Source organism: Syntrophotaleaceae bacterium, assembly GCA_041390365.1.
Classification (GTDB): Bacteria; Desulfobacterota; Desulfuromonadia; order Desulfuromonadales; family Syntrophotaleaceae; genus JAWKQB01.
In genome coordinates this window covers 1,586,542-1,605,753 of sequence record JAWKQB010000001.1, presented here as the reverse complement: position 1 = coordinate 1,605,753, position 19,212 = coordinate 1,586,542, and the positions used below count along the sequence as shown (strand labels likewise).

The 19,212-nt window shown below is 52.0% G+C and carries 17 protein-coding genes and 1 pseudogene; 12 read left to right on the top strand and 6 right to left on the bottom strand.

The window, feature by feature from the left end:
* The 3 genes from R2940_07375 to R2940_07365 form a co-directional block, all read left to right on the top strand.
* On the top strand, positions 1-230 hold a 230-nt coding region (locus R2940_07375), incomplete at its 5' end, for a HEPN domain-containing protein (GenBank protein MEZ4599593.1).
* A 397-nt stretch (positions 231-627) separates the two neighbouring features.
* Positions 628-1,428, top strand: a complete 801-nt coding sequence (locus R2940_07370; GenBank protein MEZ4599592.1) for a DUF2726 domain-containing protein — start codon at positions 628-630, stop codon at positions 1,426-1,428.
* A gap of 177 nt (positions 1,429-1,605) precedes the next feature.
* Positions 1,606-2,259: an HNH endonuclease gene (locus tag R2940_07365; GenBank protein MEZ4599591.1), complete on the top strand. Its 654-nt coding sequence runs from the start codon at positions 1,606-1,608 to the stop codon at positions 2,257-2,259.
* Positions 2,260-2,303: 44 nt separating this feature from the next.
* Here R2940_07365 and R2940_07360 read toward each other — a convergent pair whose 3' ends face one another.
* Positions 2,304-3,050: a hypothetical protein gene (locus R2940_07360; protein ID MEZ4599590.1), complete on the bottom strand. Its 747-nt coding sequence runs from the start codon at positions 3,048-3,050 to the stop codon at positions 2,304-2,306.
* A gap of 218 nt (positions 3,051-3,268) precedes the next feature.
* Here R2940_07360 and R2940_07355 point away from each other — a divergent pair, with 218 nt between their 5' ends.
* From R2940_07355 to R2940_07345, 3 genes are all read left to right on the top strand, one after another.
* On the top strand, positions 3,269-3,724 hold the full coding sequence (locus tag R2940_07355; GenBank protein MEZ4599589.1) for a hypothetical protein: 456 nt from the start codon (positions 3,269-3,271) through the stop codon (positions 3,722-3,724).
* Between the two features lie 762 nt (positions 3,725-4,486).
* Positions 4,487-5,338 carry a hypothetical protein gene (locus R2940_07350; GenBank protein ID MEZ4599588.1) on the top strand — a complete coding sequence of 284 codons (852 nt, stop codon included), beginning with the start codon at positions 4,487-4,489 and terminating at the stop codon, positions 5,336-5,338.
* A gap of 15 nt (positions 5,339-5,353) precedes the next feature.
* On the top strand, positions 5,354-5,914 hold the full coding sequence (locus R2940_07345; GenBank protein MEZ4599587.1) for a hypothetical protein: 561 nt from the start codon (positions 5,354-5,356) through the stop codon (positions 5,912-5,914).
* A 926-nt stretch (positions 5,915-6,840) separates the two neighbouring features.
* Here the strand turns inward: R2940_07345 and R2940_07340 are convergent.
* On the bottom strand, positions 6,841-7,143 hold the full coding sequence (locus tag R2940_07340; protein MEZ4599586.1) for a hypothetical protein: 303 nt from the start codon (positions 7,141-7,143) through the stop codon (positions 6,841-6,843).
* Between the two features lie 63 nt (positions 7,144-7,206).
* Between R2940_07340 and R2940_07335 the strand changes: the two genes are divergently transcribed.
* From R2940_07335 to R2940_07325, 3 genes are all read left to right on the top strand, one after another.
* Positions 7,207-8,337: a hypothetical protein gene (locus tag R2940_07335; GenBank protein MEZ4599585.1), complete on the top strand. Its 1,131-nt coding sequence runs from the start codon at positions 7,207-7,209 to the stop codon at positions 8,335-8,337.
* A 509-nt stretch (positions 8,338-8,846) separates the two neighbouring features.
* Positions 8,847-10,250, top strand: a complete 1,404-nt coding sequence (gene ltrA, locus R2940_07330) for a group II intron reverse transcriptase/maturase (GenBank protein MEZ4599584.1) — start codon at positions 8,847-8,849, stop codon at positions 10,248-10,250.
* A 168-nt stretch (positions 10,251-10,418) separates the two neighbouring features.
* The gene (locus tag R2940_07325) at positions 10,419-10,967 is read left to right on the top strand and encodes a DUF3617 domain-containing protein (GenBank protein ID MEZ4599583.1); all 549 of its coding nucleotides are present in this window, start codon (positions 10,419-10,421) and stop codon (positions 10,965-10,967) included.
* Between the two features lie 176 nt (positions 10,968-11,143).
* Here the strand turns inward: R2940_07325 and R2940_07320 are convergent, their stop codons facing one another.
* A complete protein-coding gene (locus R2940_07320) occupies positions 11,144-13,510 on the bottom strand; it encodes an arylsulfatase (protein ID MEZ4599582.1) in 2,367 nt (788 codons plus the stop codon).
* 404 nt (positions 13,511-13,914) lie between these two features.
* On the opposite strand from R2940_07320, the pseudogene R2940_07315 reads away from it, so the two are divergent.
* Positions 13,915-14,145, top strand: a pseudogene (locus R2940_07315) (type II toxin-antitoxin system RelE/ParE family toxin).
* A 112-nt stretch (positions 14,146-14,257) separates the two neighbouring features.
* Here the strand turns inward: R2940_07315 and R2940_07310 are convergent.
* Positions 14,258-14,893, bottom strand: coding sequence for a flavodoxin family protein (locus R2940_07310; protein MEZ4599581.1), 636 nt, complete (start codon positions 14,891-14,893; stop codon positions 14,258-14,260).
* Between the two features lie 98 nt (positions 14,894-14,991).
* The gene (locus R2940_07305) at positions 14,992-15,459 is read right to left on the bottom strand and encodes a hypothetical protein (GenBank protein MEZ4599580.1); all 468 of its coding nucleotides are present in this window, start codon (positions 15,457-15,459) and stop codon (positions 14,992-14,994) included.
* Between the two features lie 674 nt (positions 15,460-16,133).
* Here R2940_07305 and R2940_07300 point away from each other — a divergent pair.
* Both R2940_07300 and R2940_07295 read left to right on the top strand, forming a co-directional pair.
* Positions 16,134-17,390 (top strand): RICIN domain-containing protein, encoded by a 1,257-nt coding sequence (locus tag R2940_07300; protein MEZ4599579.1) that lies wholly within the window; start codon positions 16,134-16,136, stop codon positions 17,388-17,390.
* A gap of 39 nt (positions 17,391-17,429) precedes the next feature.
* The gene (locus R2940_07295; protein ID MEZ4599578.1) at positions 17,430-17,792 is read left to right on the top strand and encodes a hypothetical protein; all 363 of its coding nucleotides are present in this window, start codon (positions 17,430-17,432) and stop codon (positions 17,790-17,792) included.
* A gap of 101 nt (positions 17,793-17,893) precedes the next feature.
* Here R2940_07295 and R2940_07290 read toward each other — a convergent pair whose 3' ends face one another.
* The gene (locus R2940_07290) at positions 17,894-19,018 is read right to left on the bottom strand and encodes a Vps62-related protein (protein ID MEZ4599577.1); all 1,125 of its coding nucleotides are present in this window, start codon (positions 19,016-19,018) and stop codon (positions 17,894-17,896) included.
* Positions 19,019-19,212: the final 194 nt, after the last annotated feature.

Here is a 19,212-nt window from a genome sequence, read left to right as displayed (position 1 = left end):
CCCGATCCAAGAGTATTCCTCCCCCAAGAACTCACAATCTTCGCATCCTTCTCGATCTCATAGCCACAGTCGTCGATCTGCCTGCCTCTGTGGATGAAGCCGCCATTCTCACGGATTATGCCGTTATGACCCGCTATCCCGGGGATTTCGAACCGGTCAGCCAAGATGAACACGAAGTCGCAATCCAATTGGCCAGAAGAGTGGTTGATTGGGCAGAGGCTGAGATTTAGGGCTAAGAGCACCGGTCCCGGGTCAGGAAGGGGGTCCCGAGTCTAAAAACCGGTCCAGGGTCCCGGGTCTCAAGGTCGGTTCCGAGTCTAAAGGGCAGTCCCGAGTCTCAAAAAAACGGTCCCCAGTCCGGGGTCAGGAAGGCAGTACCGAGTCTAAAATTCGGAACCCAGACCCAGGACCCAGGACCCAGGACCCAGGACTGCCTTATTTTAAACATTAGATCCCTTGACTAAACCCCGATTATCCCGCAAAGTTAATACCGTTTACTTGAAACCATTTATTGTATGAATTTTTATTGCAAGAGGATGGGATGAAGATTCGGGGGGAATCCGAAACGATCGATAGAACCGCTCTGCGCCAGTGAGGCGTGGGCGGTTTTTTTGTTTTTGAGGAGTTATGAGCACTTTTGTTCTTCTACTGGCAATTCTTTTTGTCCTGTTGATTCTAGTTGCGGTCTTGAAGAGCCGGCAACCGGGCTCATTGAGGGAAACAAGTTACGAACCTCGGGAACTCTTCAGTCCTGCTGAACGATCATTTCTCGGGGTTTTGGAACAAGCATCTGAGGGGCGGTTGCGAATTTTCGGAAAGGTTAGACTGGGGGATTTGGTTCAACCGGCCAAAGGGCTCTCTCAGAGTCAACGAACCGGCGCCTGGAACCGGATTCACCAAAAACATATCGACTTCGTTCTTTGTCGGCCTGATTCACTGGCGGTTGTCGGAACGGTGGAGTTGGACGATGCGTCTCATCGCCGAAAGGATCGGGCCGAACGGGACAACTTTGTCGATAAGGTGCTTACCGGCGCTGGTATTTCCATCATTCATTTTGCTGCTCGCAAGGGATATTCAGTGCATGAGGTTCGGGCGAAATTGGATGAGGTCTTGTTTCAGAAAACGAATGAAGCACCTCAGATAATTGTTTCGGGGGAGGGCCCGGGAGACCAGAATCCGGATAAGACTTTCCATGAGCTTGGAGAGGACCCGGTGGTGGAAAAGAGCTTGAGGATGGAAGCCACGGAGAAAGAGTATGCGCCGGCGTCGAATGGTTGCATGGCCGAGAAGGGCCAGGACGATCCGATTTGCTCGGTTTGCAACGCCCCCATGGTTAAACGGTTGGCCAAAAAAGGGCCTCATGCCGGTACGTGGTTTTGGGCATGCTCGGCCTTTCCCAAATGTCGAACCGTGCAAGCTATCGACTAGGAAAGTTTCAATTTCGGGGAGCAGGCTGAATGTCCCGAGGAAAACAAGTGGAGCCGTGACGAGCTCATGGTGGCAATGAATCTCTATTGCAAGCTACCCTTTGGGCAGCTTCGCCATGGGAACGCTTTGGTCGTCGAGGTTGCGGAGAGACTCGGCAGGTCTCCAAGCAGTCTTTCCATGAAGCTTTGCAACCTTGCCTCTCTTGACCCTTTCCATCAGGAGCGAGGAATCAAAGGCCTTAGCAGTGTCAGCAGGGCCGACAAGGCGATCTGGGAGGAGTTCAATTCGGACTGGGGACAGCTCGGAGTCGAAAGCGAAGAGAAATTGAGGGCGCTTCTCGATGATGCCGAAACAAGTAGGCAAGCGATCAAGGGAACAAAGGGCAAAACAACTGTAAAGTTTCCCTCAATTGCTCCTGAAGGGCCAACCGAAGTGATTTCCTCGGTCAAGGCCCGTCTCGGCCAGAGCTTTTTCCGCAAGAGTGTGCTCGCGTCCTACAACAAACGCTGCTGCCTGACTGGCAATCCCATCCCGGAATTGCTGGTTGCCAGTCATATTTTGCCATGGGGCAAATTCCCCGAGCATCGCCTCAATCCCAGGAATGGGTTGTGCCTGGCTCAGACCCAGGATGCCGCTTTTGATCGAGGATTGGTGACGTTCGACGAGGATTACCGGCTGGTGATTTCCCCTTATCTGCGGGAATACCTGCCGAATGAGGCTTTGGTCCGGAATTTTCTGGATTATGAGGGGAAGAGGATCGAGATGCCGGAAAAGTTTTTGCCGTATGAGGGGTTTTTGCGGGAGCATCGGGAAGGGGTTTTTCGGAGGTAAGTAAGGTGTCCCCGGACCTCACGAGGCCGGATAAAACAGGGCATCTAATGCAATAAAGCAAGAACGTCCCTACAGCCGCCCCAAACGGGTTCCATGTAAATGTAAATGGCACATTCCCTATCAGATACTTTATAAAATTTTGACTTTTCATCTTCAATTTTTGGTGCACTAAGAACGGCCAAAGAGGGATTTGAATAAATGAGTCCGGAATAGTTGCAAATTCCATTGGAAAGGCAGCCATCAACTGATTCCTTTTTTTCAAGAAAATCCACCTGACCCAAATCATCAAAATGCACAGCCAACCATTCGAAGTCTTGTAACACGACATCAGACCCGATAAAACCTAACATATCTCTATTGCTAGCATAGAACCAGTATTTACCTGCAGATCTAACTGCCTTTGGATTTCCCAATATTTTGAGGACCAACTTCTTATCGGTCCCTTTCTTTCCCACATTTTCTAACACGTCTTGGGGATACGGTCTCTTCGTGAAGGGGGCAATCGGTACTGGTATTACACTGCATCCGGCATTAACAAGCGAGAGAGTCAGCATCAGAAGACACAATCTTACTAAAGACAACATTGAGCAGCCTTTTCCCAGCTGTGTTATGCAGACAGCAAAAGCCCCTTGGCCGGAATGCCTTCCTTTGATAACTTTATACGGGGAGTATTTTAAGCTTTTAAGTTTTTTCTCGTCAATATGTTTCCCGGGGGGAAAGGGGACAGGGAATGGGGAAAGGGGACAGGCTACTTTTTGCACTTCTAAAAAGTAGCCTGTCCCCCTCAGCATGTCTCAGCAGGGGGTGGAAAAACCTGAAATAGGGTGAAGCCCACATAGTTTAAAAATCGAAATTTATAGACGCAAGTAACATGTTTCCCGGGTCGGACCAAGGTAAGTTGTTAATTATTCAATAAAATCTTCGAAAATCACCCCAAAAATAGGCTTAGAAGGCCCATTTTGACCCCAAAATGACGAGTTTAAGGATCTCTGGCAGTGGGTGCTGGCAATTGTGCGGCGTGATCTTCGCCAAGGTGGAGCAGGCGCGGGCGGACGAACGGAATGCTCTCTCACGAGAGTCAGCCATCAACAGGAAAATCGAAAAGGTTTTGAGAAATGACCCCGTGGATGAGAGGTTCTTCTTCCAGGAAAAGGAAGTCATTCGCGACCGGGAATCCTATCCCTTCATCGAATTTCTGATCAACTTTTTTCTCTTTGCAGCAGCCCTGGTCGGAATCGGCTGTATCATGGGCGCCATCCATTTCTGGAATTTTCTCACCCAACTGCCTTTCTTTTCAACCCAGTACAGGATCTTCCTGATCCTCGCGATTACTTTCACAAACGCCATCTCTGTCGGCCTCCTTCTGGCAATCCCTGCCGCTCTCACCTTGGGTCGCGACATTGCCAATAACACCAGGGCCTCAAGAGAATGTCTTTTTAGATCGATTCGGTTGGGACAGGAATAGGTCGAATCCGGCTTGCCTTCCTGGAGACGAGTAAGAATAGAGGGATCGCGTCTAAACTTTTCATAAATGAAACGTGTAGACGCGACCCCTCTTGCTGTTTCCATAAATGAAACGTGTAGACGCGACCCCTCTTGCTGTTTCATTGAAAAGTGTAAATTATTCCAACTCCGACTCCCTTCGCGCTTGAACGTAAAATCTCCAACTATATAACTGAAAAAATAGATGGATTTGATATTTTCAACTTCTGACCCTCAATCAGATCGCCTTTTTTGGTAAGTCGAAAATATTTACAACTCAGACACTTTCCCCAAAAAAGGGTTTAAAATAAGGCATTTAAGAATTTGGCATTACTAGTGCAGCAAAAACTAATTGGAAATGGGCCATGAGTTATTGGTGGGTTCGATCACAAGGAGAGCCCATCCTCGCCGGGGCAAGGTCAAGGTCGATGGCCCAATGGAAGCTGATGACCCTGCTGCACAATGTGATCAAAATTCACTGTTACGGTTGGTCTTGTAAGGGGGAAGGGGCGAGAAAGAGGCGGTAATTGAGGTCACTCCAAACGAAGAAGAGAAAAATACAACTTACTACGGGACTTCGGAACTTTTGAGGTCCCGGAAGGAAATTGCCTGCTGAAGCTCCCTGGCGGTTTTTACTGAATAGGCCCGAAAGCAAATAAACCTGAAGATCCGGCAACCACCAGAAAAAAGCAACGCCGGTTGATGGTTGCCGGCGTTTTCACGTTAAACCTGAAAAGGAATTAGTATGAACAGGATTATCTTGGGTATTTTGGTTTCGATAGTCATTTCCGGATGTGGCGCAGCCAATCCACCGGTAACCAAGAGGTTAACGGATTCGATATATTCCAATAGTGAGCAAAATACGATCCTTTTAATAGACGTCTGCATAAAGAAAGAGCCCGCGGTCACAGATGATTATTATGTAGTGAAAAATTCCCAAGATGGGGCAAAAGCATTATCAATTTCAGCTTCGAATCACTTAACCGCGGTAGGATTTGATATTAAAGACATAATTGTGCCATTTGTCTGTGGCGCTATTCAAAATGCTACTCCTGCAAGAGTTGCTTATACAATGGATGATGATGTAACTGAAATTGCGCTCCCATACGTAATTGACAATAATATTTCGAAAGATACTGAATATGCTTTAGCTTTAAAGGATCTTGTGAGATTCATTACACAGGAAAAGCTATTGCCTGAACCCATTGGAAACGAATCGAAGCAGATTAGTCTCGAAAGAGCAAAAATTGCTTCTTCGATCGTGACCAGCCGAAGCAACAACAAAAAACTCGTTTATATCTGGGTTGGCGGGAATAGTTTATCTGGGGGAAAAGCGGCAGCATACGGAACAGCACAATTCTTGACAGGGCTAACCACAGGGATTCTCACTGGATTCGGTACGAATCTCGTTGCTGTATATGTGTTTCCGAAAGTGCCGAGCGATGGAATGAATATGTTTGCCGGAATTTTGGACTTACGCAATGGAGAGATCCTCAATATGAGCACAGTGTTTGCCAAGGGTGATCCGATGAACCCTGAGGTTGTTGCCCGTGGCGATAATGTGCGACTATTGCTGAACAATTTTAAAAACAATTAAAACAGGAGGTATCGAATGTCGCGCCCTTTACTAAAATCTATTTTTCTTATTTTCCTTTTAGGAATATTTGCTTCGTTCATTAACGGGTGTCAGACTCATGGAAATTTGGGAAATATGACTCCAAATATCACAGATCCTGGGGCCCGGGTAATCAATAAATCCGTGAGAGTAGTTCGCGGGTCAGGTGGAATTAATACAAGATGGCCAAATTGGTATGAAAATTTATCGGATGCTGATTTAGAGGCGGCTCTTTTTGCCGGTCTCAAAAACTCGGGAATCTTCAGTGCCGTAACAAGAGAGGGCGAGACTGATCTTGACGTAAGCGCCATTATTCTTTCCCAACGATCCGTTCAGGACAATTCACGACTCGAAACTCGAAATACTCTCAAAGTAGGCTATATCTTCGTGGACCGAAAATCCGGCAAAGCGATTTGGCGCGAAACCATTGAAACGGAATTCGGAAGCAGAGCACTGTTAGCACATACTAGATATCGTGAAGCTTGCGAGGGAGGCGCTCATGAAAACCTTTCAGCTTTCATAAAAGCCCTTTCGGAAAACTGGCCCGAGACTTTATAAGTATGGCGGAGTGTCAAGGATGATCGCGGTCGACCTGGTCCGAGAACGTTCCTGGGGTCGGACCTGGACAAGTCTTTGGTTTGTAAAAGAGAATTCGAAAAATAATCCCATATTTTGCCCTTAGAACCGCCATTTCGACCCTCAAATGAACAAATAGAACAACAGAGCGAGAACAATAGAGGGGTCGCGTCTACACATTTCGTTTGTGGAAAATGTAGACGCGACCCCTCTCGCTATCCCGTGGAAAATGTAGACGCGACCCCTCTCGCTATCCCCCCTGGAATATCAACAATTTGACTCTGTAGCCTTATTTTCCGGTGAGAGGCCCGTGTTTGTCCCGCCCGAGGTCTTTTAGCCTCAATGATCGGGCTCGTTTCGTCGATGGATGTTTCATGCTGGAAGCAGCCTGGAACAAAGGTTTTGTTGCGCTTCGACTCGTCTTCGCGTCGATGCCAGGCCCGACCGCATGGTCGAAAGATAGGATTTTCTTTTACCTTTGAACATGCTATAAGCTGCTTAACATGAAGTAATTCCGAATCCCGGCCTGGAGATTCCAATGCTTTCCCGGACAATCGATTTTCTGCCTCAAGGTTGGTGTTCAGGGTCCTGCTTGATCAATTCCATAATTTTACAACTCCCCATTTTTCTTTATTTTCTTCCCCTTTTTCTTCTTGGCACTCCATGTGGAAACACCGCTTTGACGGATAGCATTGGCGGTGTTGTGGGCGTCGTGCAGACAGCTGGAAAATGAACGGCTTTCCGAATGTCGATGACCTCTGAAATATTCTCAAGGCGGAAAACAACAGGAAGGGGGGGACGGGGCGGAGCGATCTGATTGTAACATGGGCTTAGGGGGCACCAATGGAATGCAAATTTTATTCTTTCGTGAGGCGGAAATGAAAAAGCACATGCATTTCGGTTTTGTTTTAATCCTGATTCTTGCCGTGGCCCTGGCTGGATGCGGCGGTAGTGGAAGCTCTGATGGAAGTGGAACAACGACCTTTAACGTAACCTATGATGGTAACGATGAAAATGGCGGAAACGTCCCGGTCGATAACACCGATTACGAAGAAGGCCAGACCGTCACGGTGCTCGGAAATACCGGCAATCTTTTGAAAACCGGATTCACCTTTGCGGGCTGGAACACGCAGGCTGACGGAGGAGGAACGACTTACACAGAGGGGGCCGAATTCGAGATGGGGAGCGCCGATGTGACGCTCTATGCTCAATGGTCACCGGTTTCCAATGGTCTCGCAGGCGACCTCGATACCGCGTTTGGCGTCGCAGGCATCGTGACTACTTCCAGTGACGGTATGGCCTACGACGTGGCCATCCAGGGGGACGGAAAGATCCTCGTTGCCGGCGACGGCGCTTCCGTGGTCCGATACAACGATGACGGCACCCTCGATTTAGCGTTCGGCACCGACGGTATTGCCGACATGCCGGCAGGGCTTTCGAGTATCAGGGACATGGCCATCCAGGGTGACGGCAAGATTGTCGTAGCGGGGATCGGGTCGTCTGGCGGATTCTTCCGAATGGCGGCAGCCCGTCTCAATGTGGATGGCAGCCTCGATGATTCGTTTGGCACCGTGGGCAACGGACACGTCTTCTATTCGCCCTTTACCTCGAACGGTTCCTACGGTGCTCAGGGCGTAGCCATTCAGAGTGACGGCAAAATAGTGCTGGCCGGTGAAACAGCGGACAGGTTCGCCGTGGTGCGGCTGACGACTGCTGGAGCCCTGGATACCGATGCCGCTACCGGGTTCGGTCCCGGCCAGATAGGGTACGTGACCACCGTCATTCAGGCTTTCTCGCGCGCCAATGCGGTTGCCGTTCAGGCCGACGGGAAGATCGTGGTGGCTGGCCAATCTTATCTCGGTGATTTTACCAATTTCGCTGCAAGCATCGCCCGGTACAACACCGACGGCTCTCTCGACATTGTCGGTTGGGGGGGCGGGGCCGGTTATATCTTGAGCACGTTCATTTCCGACCCCACGGCCCTGGTCATACAGAACGGCAGGGTTGTGGTCGCCGGCGAGCATCTGGTCGGTTCGCACTTTGAGTTCGCAATGCTCGGATTCAGTTCCGACGGCTTGCTTGACAATACCTTCGGTGACAGTGGCTTCGTGACCACCCCCGTCGGCGACAGCGCCACAGCCTACGCCATGGCGGTCGGCGATGACGGGATCCTGCTCGCGGGGAACGCAACGGTGGGCTCCAACTCCGTGCTGCCCGTTGCGCGCTACACCGCGAACGGCATTCTCGACACCACCTTCGGCAGCCCCGATGGCTACGTGTACACCGAGATTGGCGGCAGCCCGTACGCCTACGGCCTGGCCATCGACTCGAGCGACAGGATCGTAGTGGCAGGGGGACAGGGTTCGGGTACCTCTGCGTTCATTGTGGCCCGTTACCTGCCTTAAGGCCGACACTTCAGGGGGGCTGTCCCGAGAGGGGCGGCCCTCCCTTTCTATGGTGCGCCAGGCATGGCGCGTAGCGCCTTGACTGGCGCTGTTCCGGTTGTTGTGGTGATGACCGGATGACTTGGGGGTGTAAGTCCCCTGTGGACCCTGATGGCGGGAACCACTAGCCGAACGGCAAGGGTGTCCACCGCGAGGTGGAATCTGAAGGAAGCCGCAGGCAAACTCCCGGCCCGACGAACAGAAATCGCATACGAGGCAGTTCCATCCGGGCGAGAAGGCCATAATCTTCAAAGCCCCATAGCCATCCGGGAGGGTGGGGCTGTAGATGCGGCGGGTATATGGGAAGGTCACGCGCATTACCCTGGGAGATCTGCCGATCTGCCTCGTGCTACCGGCGTCGAGAGGCGTCGGGACGGGTCGGCAGAAGTCAGCAGAGGCCCTAGTAGCCGGGGTTGACCATCCCGATGAAGGGCCGAACACGAGGCGCCATTCAGGAGACTCGAATTTCGATGACGATCGAAGAAGCAGAAGCCCTGATTGAGAGATCAGGGGCCGGGCCCGAGGGTAGCGACCGGAAGTCGCAAGAGTACGGCACAGGTGCGTCAAACGTCACGGCATGCCGGGAACCGTCCTGGACGGAAGCGGAGACGCGGCTGATGGAAGAGGTCGTCAGTCGCGGCAACATGATGGCGGCCTACGATCGGGTGGTCAGCAACAAAGGAGCCCCCGGCATCGACGGGATGCAGGGGGGTGAGCTGAAAGGCTACCTGGTCAAGGAATGGCCGCGTATCAAGGAGGAACTGCTGAACGGAAGTTACCAGCCCCAGCCGGTGCGGAAGGTCGAGATACCCAAGCCCGGCGGCGGGGTGCGCATGCTCGGCATTCCCACGGTGCTGGACCGGCTCATTCAGCAGGCGCTGCATCAGGAGCTGATGCGGCTGTTCGATACCGGATTCTCCGATAGCTCCTACGGGTTTCGGCCCGGACGGAGCGCCCACCAGGCGGTACAAGCAGCCCGCAGGCATGTGGCCGAAGGGCGGCGGTGGGTGGTCGATATCGACCTGGAGAAGTTCTTCGACCGGGTCGGACACGACGTGCTTATGGCACGAGTGGCCCGCAAGGTCAAAGACCCCCGTGTACTGCGACTGATCCGCAGATACCTGAGGGCCGGAGTGCTCGAAGGGGGGATCGTCTCGCCACGGGTGGAAGGGACGCCGCAAGGCGGCCCGCTCTCGCCGCTGTTGTCGAACATCCTGCTTGACGAGTTCGACAAGGAACTGGAGAGGCGCGGCCACGCCTTCTGCCGTTATGCCGATGATTGCAACATTTACGTGCGCAGTCGGCAATCGGCGGAGCGGGTCATGGCTTCGCTGATCCAGTTTCTCGAACAGCGGCTGAAACTCAAGGTCAACCGCGTCAAAAGCGCCGTTGGCCGCCCCTGGGAGAGAACCTTTCTGGGTTACAGGATGACCTTTCACAAGAAACCGCGGCTCAAGGTGGCTGAAGGCTCTGTGAAACGGTTCAAGGCCAACCTCAGAGAGCTCTTTCGTCGGGGAAGGGGACACAGCCTCAAACGGGTCATCGAAGAGTCCACCCCGAAACTGCGGGGATGGATCGCCTACTTTCGGCTGGCGGAAGTCAAAGGCATCTTCGAAGAACTGGATAGCTGGGTCAGGCGGAAACTACGCTGCATTCTGTGGCGGCAGTGGAAGCGCTCTTTTACGCGGGCCAGGAATTTGATGCGGCGGGGATTGTCGGAACTCAGAGCATGGAGGTCGGCTCAAAACGGGCGAGGCCCCTGGTGGAATGCAGGAGCCTCGCACATGCACGATGCGTTTCGAAAATCCTTCTTCGATAAACTGGGGCTGATCTGCTTGGTAGACAGTCTCAGACGCTTTCAGAGTGCTTTGTGAACCGCCGTGTACGGAACCGTACGCACGGTGGTGTGGGAGGACGGCGGGGGTGACCCCGCCTCCTACCCGATCGTGCGACAATCAGGGAAAGACCGACAATGAAATTTTAATCCTAAAATGCCGACCAAGGGTGTTTTTCGTTCATGCTGTAACTCAAAGGAGGTTTCTGTGAAAAATGGAATCGCGCTGATTGCCGTTCTGGCCCTTTTCCCATTGGCTGGTCAGGGGTGGGCGGAGGACATGAAAATGCGTCCCGGTCTCTGGGAACACAGCTTCACGGTCAAGACACAGGGTGGCGAGATGGAGCAGGCCATGGCCCAGATGCAGAAAGAGTTGGCCGGCATGCCGCCTGAACAACGCAAGATGGTGGAACAGATGATGGCGGCGCAAGGCGTGGGGGTTGGTCCCAACGGCACCAGCGTCAAGGTCTGTATCACCAAGGAAATGTCCGAGCAAGACTACGTGCCGCAAAAGGATGGGGACTGCAGGCAGCAGGTCGTCGGGCGCACGGGCAACAGGATGAAATTCAAGTTTAATTGCGCCGGCAATCCGCCAACCAGCGGCGAAGGCGAGATTACCATGAGCAATCCGAAAAACTTCACGGGAAAGGCCACGATCAACACCAAGGTCGAGGGTAAACCTGAACGCATTGAGATGACACAGGCCGGCCAGTGGCTGTCGGACGACTGCGGCAAGGTCAAACCTCCACGACGCTGACCATAAATTCTGGCGTTTGACCGGTCTGAGAACCAGGATGGTGCTGTCGATCAGGGGTGGCAAGGAGCCGATTCCGCCAGCTTGTGCCCAAAAAGGCTTCCTTGAAATGAATACAACCATGGCGGGGTGCGGACTTTGACGGCACCCCGCCATGGTATATCCACGATCGAAGGGACTTAGTCGACCGCCATCGCCGCGGCCATCTCCATTTCGAGGTTGCGGTACCGCTTCTGTTCCACCGACACCTCGACGTATTGGATGGTCCCGCCGGTAAACTTGCCCTGGGTTTCCGGCGTGTACTCCTTGGCGACCGCGTCCGCACTATCGCGGCCGACACACAGGCCATCTCCGCACAGGGTAAACTTGCCGGTCTGGGTTCGCATCGGACCTTCGGCCACCACCTTCTCATTGATGTACAGCTTGGCCGTGCCGTGCGACTCGTGGTATTCGCCGGCCTTCTCCCGGATAAACTCCACACCCAGCGTGTATTTGCCGGGCTTGAGAATTTCATCGGAGACGAACCTCTGTTCCGGTGGGATGCCCAGGAAGTTGTACACGTAATACAGCTTGTGATCTTTGATGAAGAGCGAGTGTCCGCCGAACCGTGAACCGTGGGCAAAGATCACGCCTGAACAGTTTTCACCGACCTCGACGTTGGCCAGGATTTTGTACGAGCGTCCGCGCACGTTGGCCGCCACGCCTTCGGGGACCGCGGTGGTGTCCGGGTAGTAGATGTACCGATTTCGGGGGGGCTCGGTCGAAGGCCGCTCGATGCCGGCAACGTCTACCGCGGGGAAATCATTGAGGGGCAGCACCAGATTCTTGTGGGCCTCGTCCATCCAAAGCTGCTTGAGGTGTTCGAGCTTCTCCGGGTACTTTTCGGCCAGGTTCGTGGATTCGGAGCGATCCTCTGCCACGTGGTACAGTTCCCACTCGTCCTGGTCGAAATGGCCTTTCCCGGTCAACGGCGCATGGATGGCGGCAGCATGCCAGCCGTCTTCCCACATGCCGCGCGTGCCCATCATCTCGTAGTACTGATGCTTCTTCCGGGTGGGCGCGCCCGGGGCGGCATCGAAGCTGTAGCGCATCGAAATCCCGTTCATCGGATACTGTTCCACGCCGCGATAGGTTTCGGGCATCTCCAATCCACAGACATCGAGGATGGTTGCCGCGACATCGGCTGAATGGTGATACTGGTGTCGCACCTCGCCGCGCGCCTTCATGCCCTTGGGCCAGGAAATGATCAGGGGATCGCAGGTGCCACCGGAGTACTGCGAGTAGCGCTTGAACATCTTGAAGGGCGTCGAAAAGGCGGCCGCCCAGCCGGTTGGCATGTGATTGTAGCAGTCCGGCCCGCCGAGTTTGTCGATCATCGACAGGTTCTCCTGGAGATCATCGGGGAAGCCGTTGAAGAATTTATTCTCGTTGACCGAGCCGTTGGGTGAGCCTTCGCCCGAAGTGCCATTGTCGGCCGCGTAGAGGATGAGCGTGTTATCGAACTGCCCTGATTCCTCCAGATAATCCAAGATGCGCCCGATCTGGGCATCGGTGTATTCAGAGAATCCGGCAAAAACCTCCGCCATGCGGCAGAAGAGCTTCTTCTGGTCATCGCTCAAGGTATCCCACGGCAGGACGGTATCAAGAGGGTTGGCCTGGTCCTCCGGTATGGGATTGAACGGAGTCAGCTTGGTATCCTCGGGCAGAACGCCCTTCTCGATCATGCGCTCCAACACCCATTCGCGGTAGGCTTCGTAACCTTCGTCGAACCTGCCCTTGTACTTGTCGATGTATTCCTGAGGAGCCTGGTGGGGTGCATGATTAGCGCCCGGGCAGTACCACATGTACCACGGCTTGGAGGGATTGCTGGCCTTGTTGTCGCGGATCATGCGGATGGCCTGATCGGCCAGGTCCTTGGAGAGGTGGTAGCCTTCGGAAGGCATGTAGGGCTGGTCGATGTAACGATTATCTTCAACAAGGTCGGGGTACCACTGATTGGTCTCGCCACCCAGAAAGCCGTAGAAGCGGTCGAAGCCCTTTTGCAGGGGCCACGTGCCTTTGTATCCGCCCGGGCCCATGTCCTGCTCCGGTACATTGTGGTTCTTGCCCACCCAGAAGGTGCTCCAGCCGGCATCCTGCAGGATGTGAGGGATGGTGGCGCACTGATCGGGGATGCGGGCGTGATAGCCGGGGAAGCCATTGGATCCCTCAGCAATTTCGGCGAACCCGTTGACGTGGTGGTTGCGGCCGGTCAGGCAGGTGGAGCGGGTGGGGGCACACAAGGCGCAGGTGTGCCATTGGGTGTAGATCAGCCCGCGGTCCGCGAGTTTTTGTGCTGCCGGCATATTGATTCGGCCCCCATAGGGCGACCACGCCGCCAACCCTGTATCATCGTACAGGATGAAGAGCACGTTCGGCGCATCCTTGGGCGCCATCGGGGGTAAATAGGGCTCCCAATCGGGAGTCGAGTCGCGGACATCGAGTTCAATCTTTCCCTTGAAGACCTTTTCGGTGTGCAGTTCCGGCAAGGTTTTTTTCTCAGGCATTGCAAACCTCCTCCCTCGCGCTCTCCACATCTAAACGCGAAGTCACTTAGTTTGAGATTGTTGGAAAAGGGCCGGCTCAGCTGCTATCTATAGGCCAACCAGGTTCAAGCCAATAACCCGGTCAGGCCGTCAATCGCTATCAGGTATTTTTTTGCGAGGGTTGGAAAGTGCGGTTTGTGATAGGTGAATCATGATCAACATCTAACGTAATTTACTCAATTGTCAAACTACGAATCACGGCGGGGATGCCCCTATAATTTTGCAGAGGACGGGAGGGACGCTGGCTATGCCTTTCATCTGATTTCGGCGCTGCTGCGGCCCGGTCAGAATCTGAATCTCCGGGCCCAGCGACAGGACAAATTTATAGAATTCACGACTGACAAGATTTTGCCTGGGACTTCACCTTTGCCCGATGGGGTATGGACCAGGCGGAAAATTTTGTCCGTGAGCTGTTGGCGGCATTGGAAAAACTGGCCACTGATCTCGCCACTTCCATAGACATCAAAGACGTGAGACCGGAATACAGAAAAGTGTACGCCGGTTCTCACGTCATTTTCTTCAAGGTGCTATCTGACGGAATCGATGTTGTGCGGATATTGCACCAAAAAATGGATTTCAACCGGCATCTCTCATAGAATCGCCTTTCTCAAAAACTTTCCTATGCTTCTCCCTAAATGAACAAGGTACCTTCTCGATTCTTTAATAAATACCAGCAGGGCAAATGAATTCCCAGAAAGCTACCATCTCTCAGTGAATAAAGCTGAAGAACTTTTTAGGCTCCCGCTCCGGAGGTGTCACGGCCCCTTTGCCATTTTCAACCAGCTTCATCAGCCAGGCCATGTTCTTCGCCAGGACCCGCATGATCTGCTCTCCCTCGATGTCCTGGATCGCTTCTCCCGGAGTCCGGCCATGGATCACGTTCCAATAATTTGAAGCCGGAATCAGCATCTCGGCATAGTTCAGAAAGTTGTTCAACTGATCAAATGCCGGCAAGCCGCCGGAACGCCGCACCGCAACCACCGCCGCCCCGACCTTGTGGCGGAGCATGCTGTCATTGACACTGGTGACGAAGAACGCGCGATCCAGAAACGATTTCATGGTTCCGGCAATGGAGGAGAAATACACCGGAGAGCCCAGAAGGATCCCGTCCGCCTGCTTCATCTTCTGGATCCATTCATTGACCTCGTCGCCAGGCAGCACGCATTGTTCATTTTTGTTCTTTACGCAGCGGTAACAGGCTATACATCCTCTGATGGTTTTGTCGCCGACATGGATGATCTCGGTTTCGATCCCGTCCTTTTCAAGCTCGGCTGTCACCATTCTAATCGCATGCCAGGTGTTTCCTTCCTTGTTCGGGCTGCCGTTAAAGGCTACGACTTTCATGACTTCCTCCTTAGTGCTGGGTTCGGCTATAAATACCAGAGGGCAGGGTGCAGGTATGGCGGTAGACCCTGACGGGACGTTAAAAAAGCTGTTTCGACTCAATCTGCAATACGAAAGGCATCCCAATAGTCCTGGAACTGCTTCTCCGCCTTCTCGTAATCCATCTTGGCCGCCGACAGCCCCTCCTGGCTGAAATCTTCGGGCCTGGCCTTTGTCTGCGCGAGTTCATACGTCAGCTTCTTGATCAGGTATTCCTGCTTCAACAAAGTCCCCTTGACCGTTCCCACATGGTTTTCGAAGCCCAGATTCTGCATCTCCCATCCAGTGTATCCGATTTTTTCGAGCGTCTGCCTGGGGATTTTACCGGCCGACGCCTTGGTGAGCTTCCTGAAGCTGTCGAGAGCGGATGTCAGGGCCTCCAGGCTCTCGAGAGAACGTCGGGTGGAAAACCTTTCGTTGTATGTGGTGTCCGCCGGTTCATCGGGATGTACGGAGTCCAGCGTCAGAGCCCCATTTGCGGGAAAAGTTATAGCTAGAATCGAGCAAACAATGATTGCGCGCAACATTGCCCCCTCCTTTTGGATGCATTTTAGTTTGACTCAAAAGATTGCGAGTCTATCTGGAGATGGACTGGCTCCAATTTCGCCACGTTCCGATAATTTGTATCTATACCTGTTTTGACGTAAGAGTCAATTTTCTTTGACAATCAACATCTTATTTCATATATCATGGATTCGAAAGAGTTCTAATCAGCCTCGCTTGTCTTTTCTGTGGTTCCATGTCAGCGGAAGTGTATCGTGTGATCACTTTCCTGAAAGGAGCTTGGAATGATCAGGACAACCCGATTTCACAGGCAAAACCTTTCCCTTGCATTTCTCTCCATTCCCCTACTGCCGGCCATAATAATACCCTTGCCCCCCATTGCATCCACAGAACCCGTCTACATACAGAACCCAGTTCTCTTCGGAGCAGTATTGAACGTCCTGCCATGGATGGGAGCGTAGATATACAGAAATTGGCAAAATAAAATATGGGCCAACCATGAAGATGAGTCCGCGCACTCTTGTTTGTTGTTCGCTTTCGAGGAGGATACCATGAAGTGGTTGATCGCAATCGGGTTGATCGTCCTGTCGTCTTCGACCACCTTTGCAGACCGTTTTTTCAAGCTGGTCGGTTATGTCTGTGCCGAGAAGCCTGGGCGTTCATTTTCTAAACAGCTGGTTGTCGAATGGAGGAGATCATGTTTCGGATATCTTTGTTGCTGATCGTGTCACTGTTTTTATTTTCCAATACTGTATCGGCTTTGGAGACTTCCAGTCCCATTGTCGAGTTGAAGAACCAGTACAGCGGGAAGTGCCTGACCGTAAAGGATGGGAGTGTGAAGCACGGGGCGGCCCTGATTCACAGGGAGTGCGGCTCTGGAATCAACATGATCTGGGAGATGCGCCCCGAAGGGCCGGGATATCGGATAGTAAACCAGAACAGCGGACTGTGTCTGGGTGTTGAGCACCAGAGCAAGAAAGATGGCATGCGGGTGACTCAAGTCAGCCCCTGTAACCGGCCGGACACGCTCTGGATGGTGGGAAACGCGGCCCCCGCCCCGAGTCAGCGGAATCCGCTGACTCTGCCGGTTGACTATGGGAAGACGATTGTTATCAGCAACAGCAACAGCAACAAATGCCTGGCGCTGGTCACTGGTACTGAAATCAAGCAATATGGCTGCACCCCGCATCGCCCAAAAACAACCTGGCAGTTGGTGGAACCGCCGTCAAACGACTCCTCCCAGATAGCCGGACGCGTGAAAATAATCGACTTTGAAAAACACCTCATGCCCTTCTATCAAAATGGCAAAACCTACCTTTTTGGATTGGGGAGTTCCAAAGATATCCCTTATTACGGCACGAATATCCCTTTGGTTGGCGAAATAGTTTCAGACAATGCTGCAAACTGGTGGGTTGTCAACGACGACCCGAAGACCGGGGTCAGGCCCATTGTACAAAGGGACAAAATGTCATCGGCCTATGTTGAGCTTGCATCTTTTACCCTCAATGATCATGCCTACATCTTCGGCCTCCACAGGGGCAAGGAATCGAGTGTAGGTGCCAATATCTGGCGCATCAACGACGATCCTTCAACGGGCTTTCAGCTTGTTCTGGCCGGGGGGAAGATGTCTGCTCACTACAGACATGTTGTGTCCTTCCAGCTCAAGGGAGAGCCCTATATTCTCGGCCTGCACTGGGATTTGGGAGCGAACATCTGGCGCATCAAGGAGGGAGCCAAGGGATTGACGATGGAACTGGTGAAGTATAAAGCCAAAATGTCTTCGAACCATGAACATCTCGAAGTTTTCTATATGGACGGTCACCCTTATATCTTTGGAGTGCATACTGGATCTGGTAAAGGTGTAGGTGCCAACATCTGGCGCGTCCAGGACGATCCCTCACAGGGGTTGGAGCTTGTTTTGGATGGTGATAAAACATTTCCTCACCATGATTGAAATCATTACTTTTACTATAACTTTGTGAAGACCTTCCACATGAATGGTCGTCCCTATATCTTTGCTGCAACCCTAGAGGAATCAAGAATTCCCACAGACGTCTATGAACTGGGATTAGAAGCTGTCAAGAGCTTGGTTTTGGAGGATTGGAGAATTTACGGCCCTCGAAGAGGCTATATGGTTATCTGGGAAATAGCAGGCGACCCCCGAAAACCATCAATCAGAAAAATTACGCCCAAAGCCGTGCCGATATCAGCCAGATATCAAAACATGATAACTTTTGAACAGGGAGGGAAGGCGTACGTCCTGGGACTCCATGATGAAGGATATGCGAATATCTGGCGGGTAACCGATGACCCGACGCTGGGATTCACACTGGATTTTTACGGCCGGAACAAATGAGGCAAAGGGACAGGCCACTTTTTTGATTTTAAAAATAGCCAGTCCCCTTTTCTCAGCAAGACCATTTGGGCCATAGAAGATAAATAAATTTCTGTCAAATGTTACCTGGGTTGGAAATCGCCTTCCCATGACTTTTTTTGTTTAGGGCCGGAAGGCCCTTTGCCAATGTCCGTATAAGTATAGACTTTCAGTTTGGGATGAGCGAACTTGATCTTATCCAGAAGTTTTTCATACTGACCCCAACGTCCCTTGAAATCCAACCAACCTGGTTCCTCAACATGAATATTCGGAAAGGCTGAAGAAACAAGTTTATAAGAACCCGGTTCGAAAGTTTTAAACGGAATAGAGGGAGCGGTGCAGTCAAAAAGATCGGCAGAAGCGGTTCCTAGGCCCCATTTTTTGCTGAATACTCGTTTGTACTTGTGCTTGTTTCCCTGTTTCGGGTAGTGCGCGTGAGAAGAGACCGCCGAGTAAATGACTGGGTGTGAGCCTTCAAATTGGAGAACCCTCTTGGGATTCGAAGAGGATCTGAAAACCCCATTCTGGTCGCGATCGAACGTCTCACTGCCATCATGTCTCGACATGTAAACGGAAGTGAGTTCTTTCGTGATGTTGGAAAACAGCAAGCTGACATGCTCCCAGTCTCCGAAATGCCTTCCAGTCTGGCTTAGCCAATTGTCGTCGCACATAGTGCTCGCTGCACAAACTTCAACTCTCCCCGGGCCGTTAAAAGGATAAAAAAACCAGAATTGTATTTCTGTGGTTACCGGGGTTGCCGGCAAGGCCCTGATGAAAGCCTTGGCGCGAGACTGGCTCCCTGGTTTCATGGTGTTTTCGTCAATATGAATCCAATATTTGTAATTTTCCATATCAGGTGAGGCCTGAATAGCTTCCTCTATAATGCGTACATCTTCTAGAAGTGTTTTCGAAGAGGTGGGCATCGTCATTACTCTTTTTGTTTCAAAAGAGTTGTAGTTTCGGTCATTCTCAACAATGCCCCATTGCAAAGAAGAACCTTTATCCAAAACGTATTCTGGATCATCCATAAAAAATTTTTCTTGTGAATGCAGAAAAATCAGTGGGCCGGAGCGCTCTATCATCTCGATTAAATCGTCTTCTTCAATTGATAGGGGAGAGCGATCGCCAGAGAAGGAAGGGTTCGTCAGAAACATGAATAACGCCAAGAAAGTTATTGAAATAGCGAGATTTTTTGCCTTCTTTCTCATTTGGCAACTCCTTTCAATTAAAATTGCATCCAGGGCATAGTGCCACGATCAGGCCCCATTCTTGTAGAACAATTACAAAGAAACTGTATCAGGATTTAATGAAAGATAAAGCAAAAACGGCCATCTAGCCGAAAAATGTGGCGCGCAGGAGATCTATTTGCAGGCTGTCACACCCCTGCGGCACCGTGGCTTTC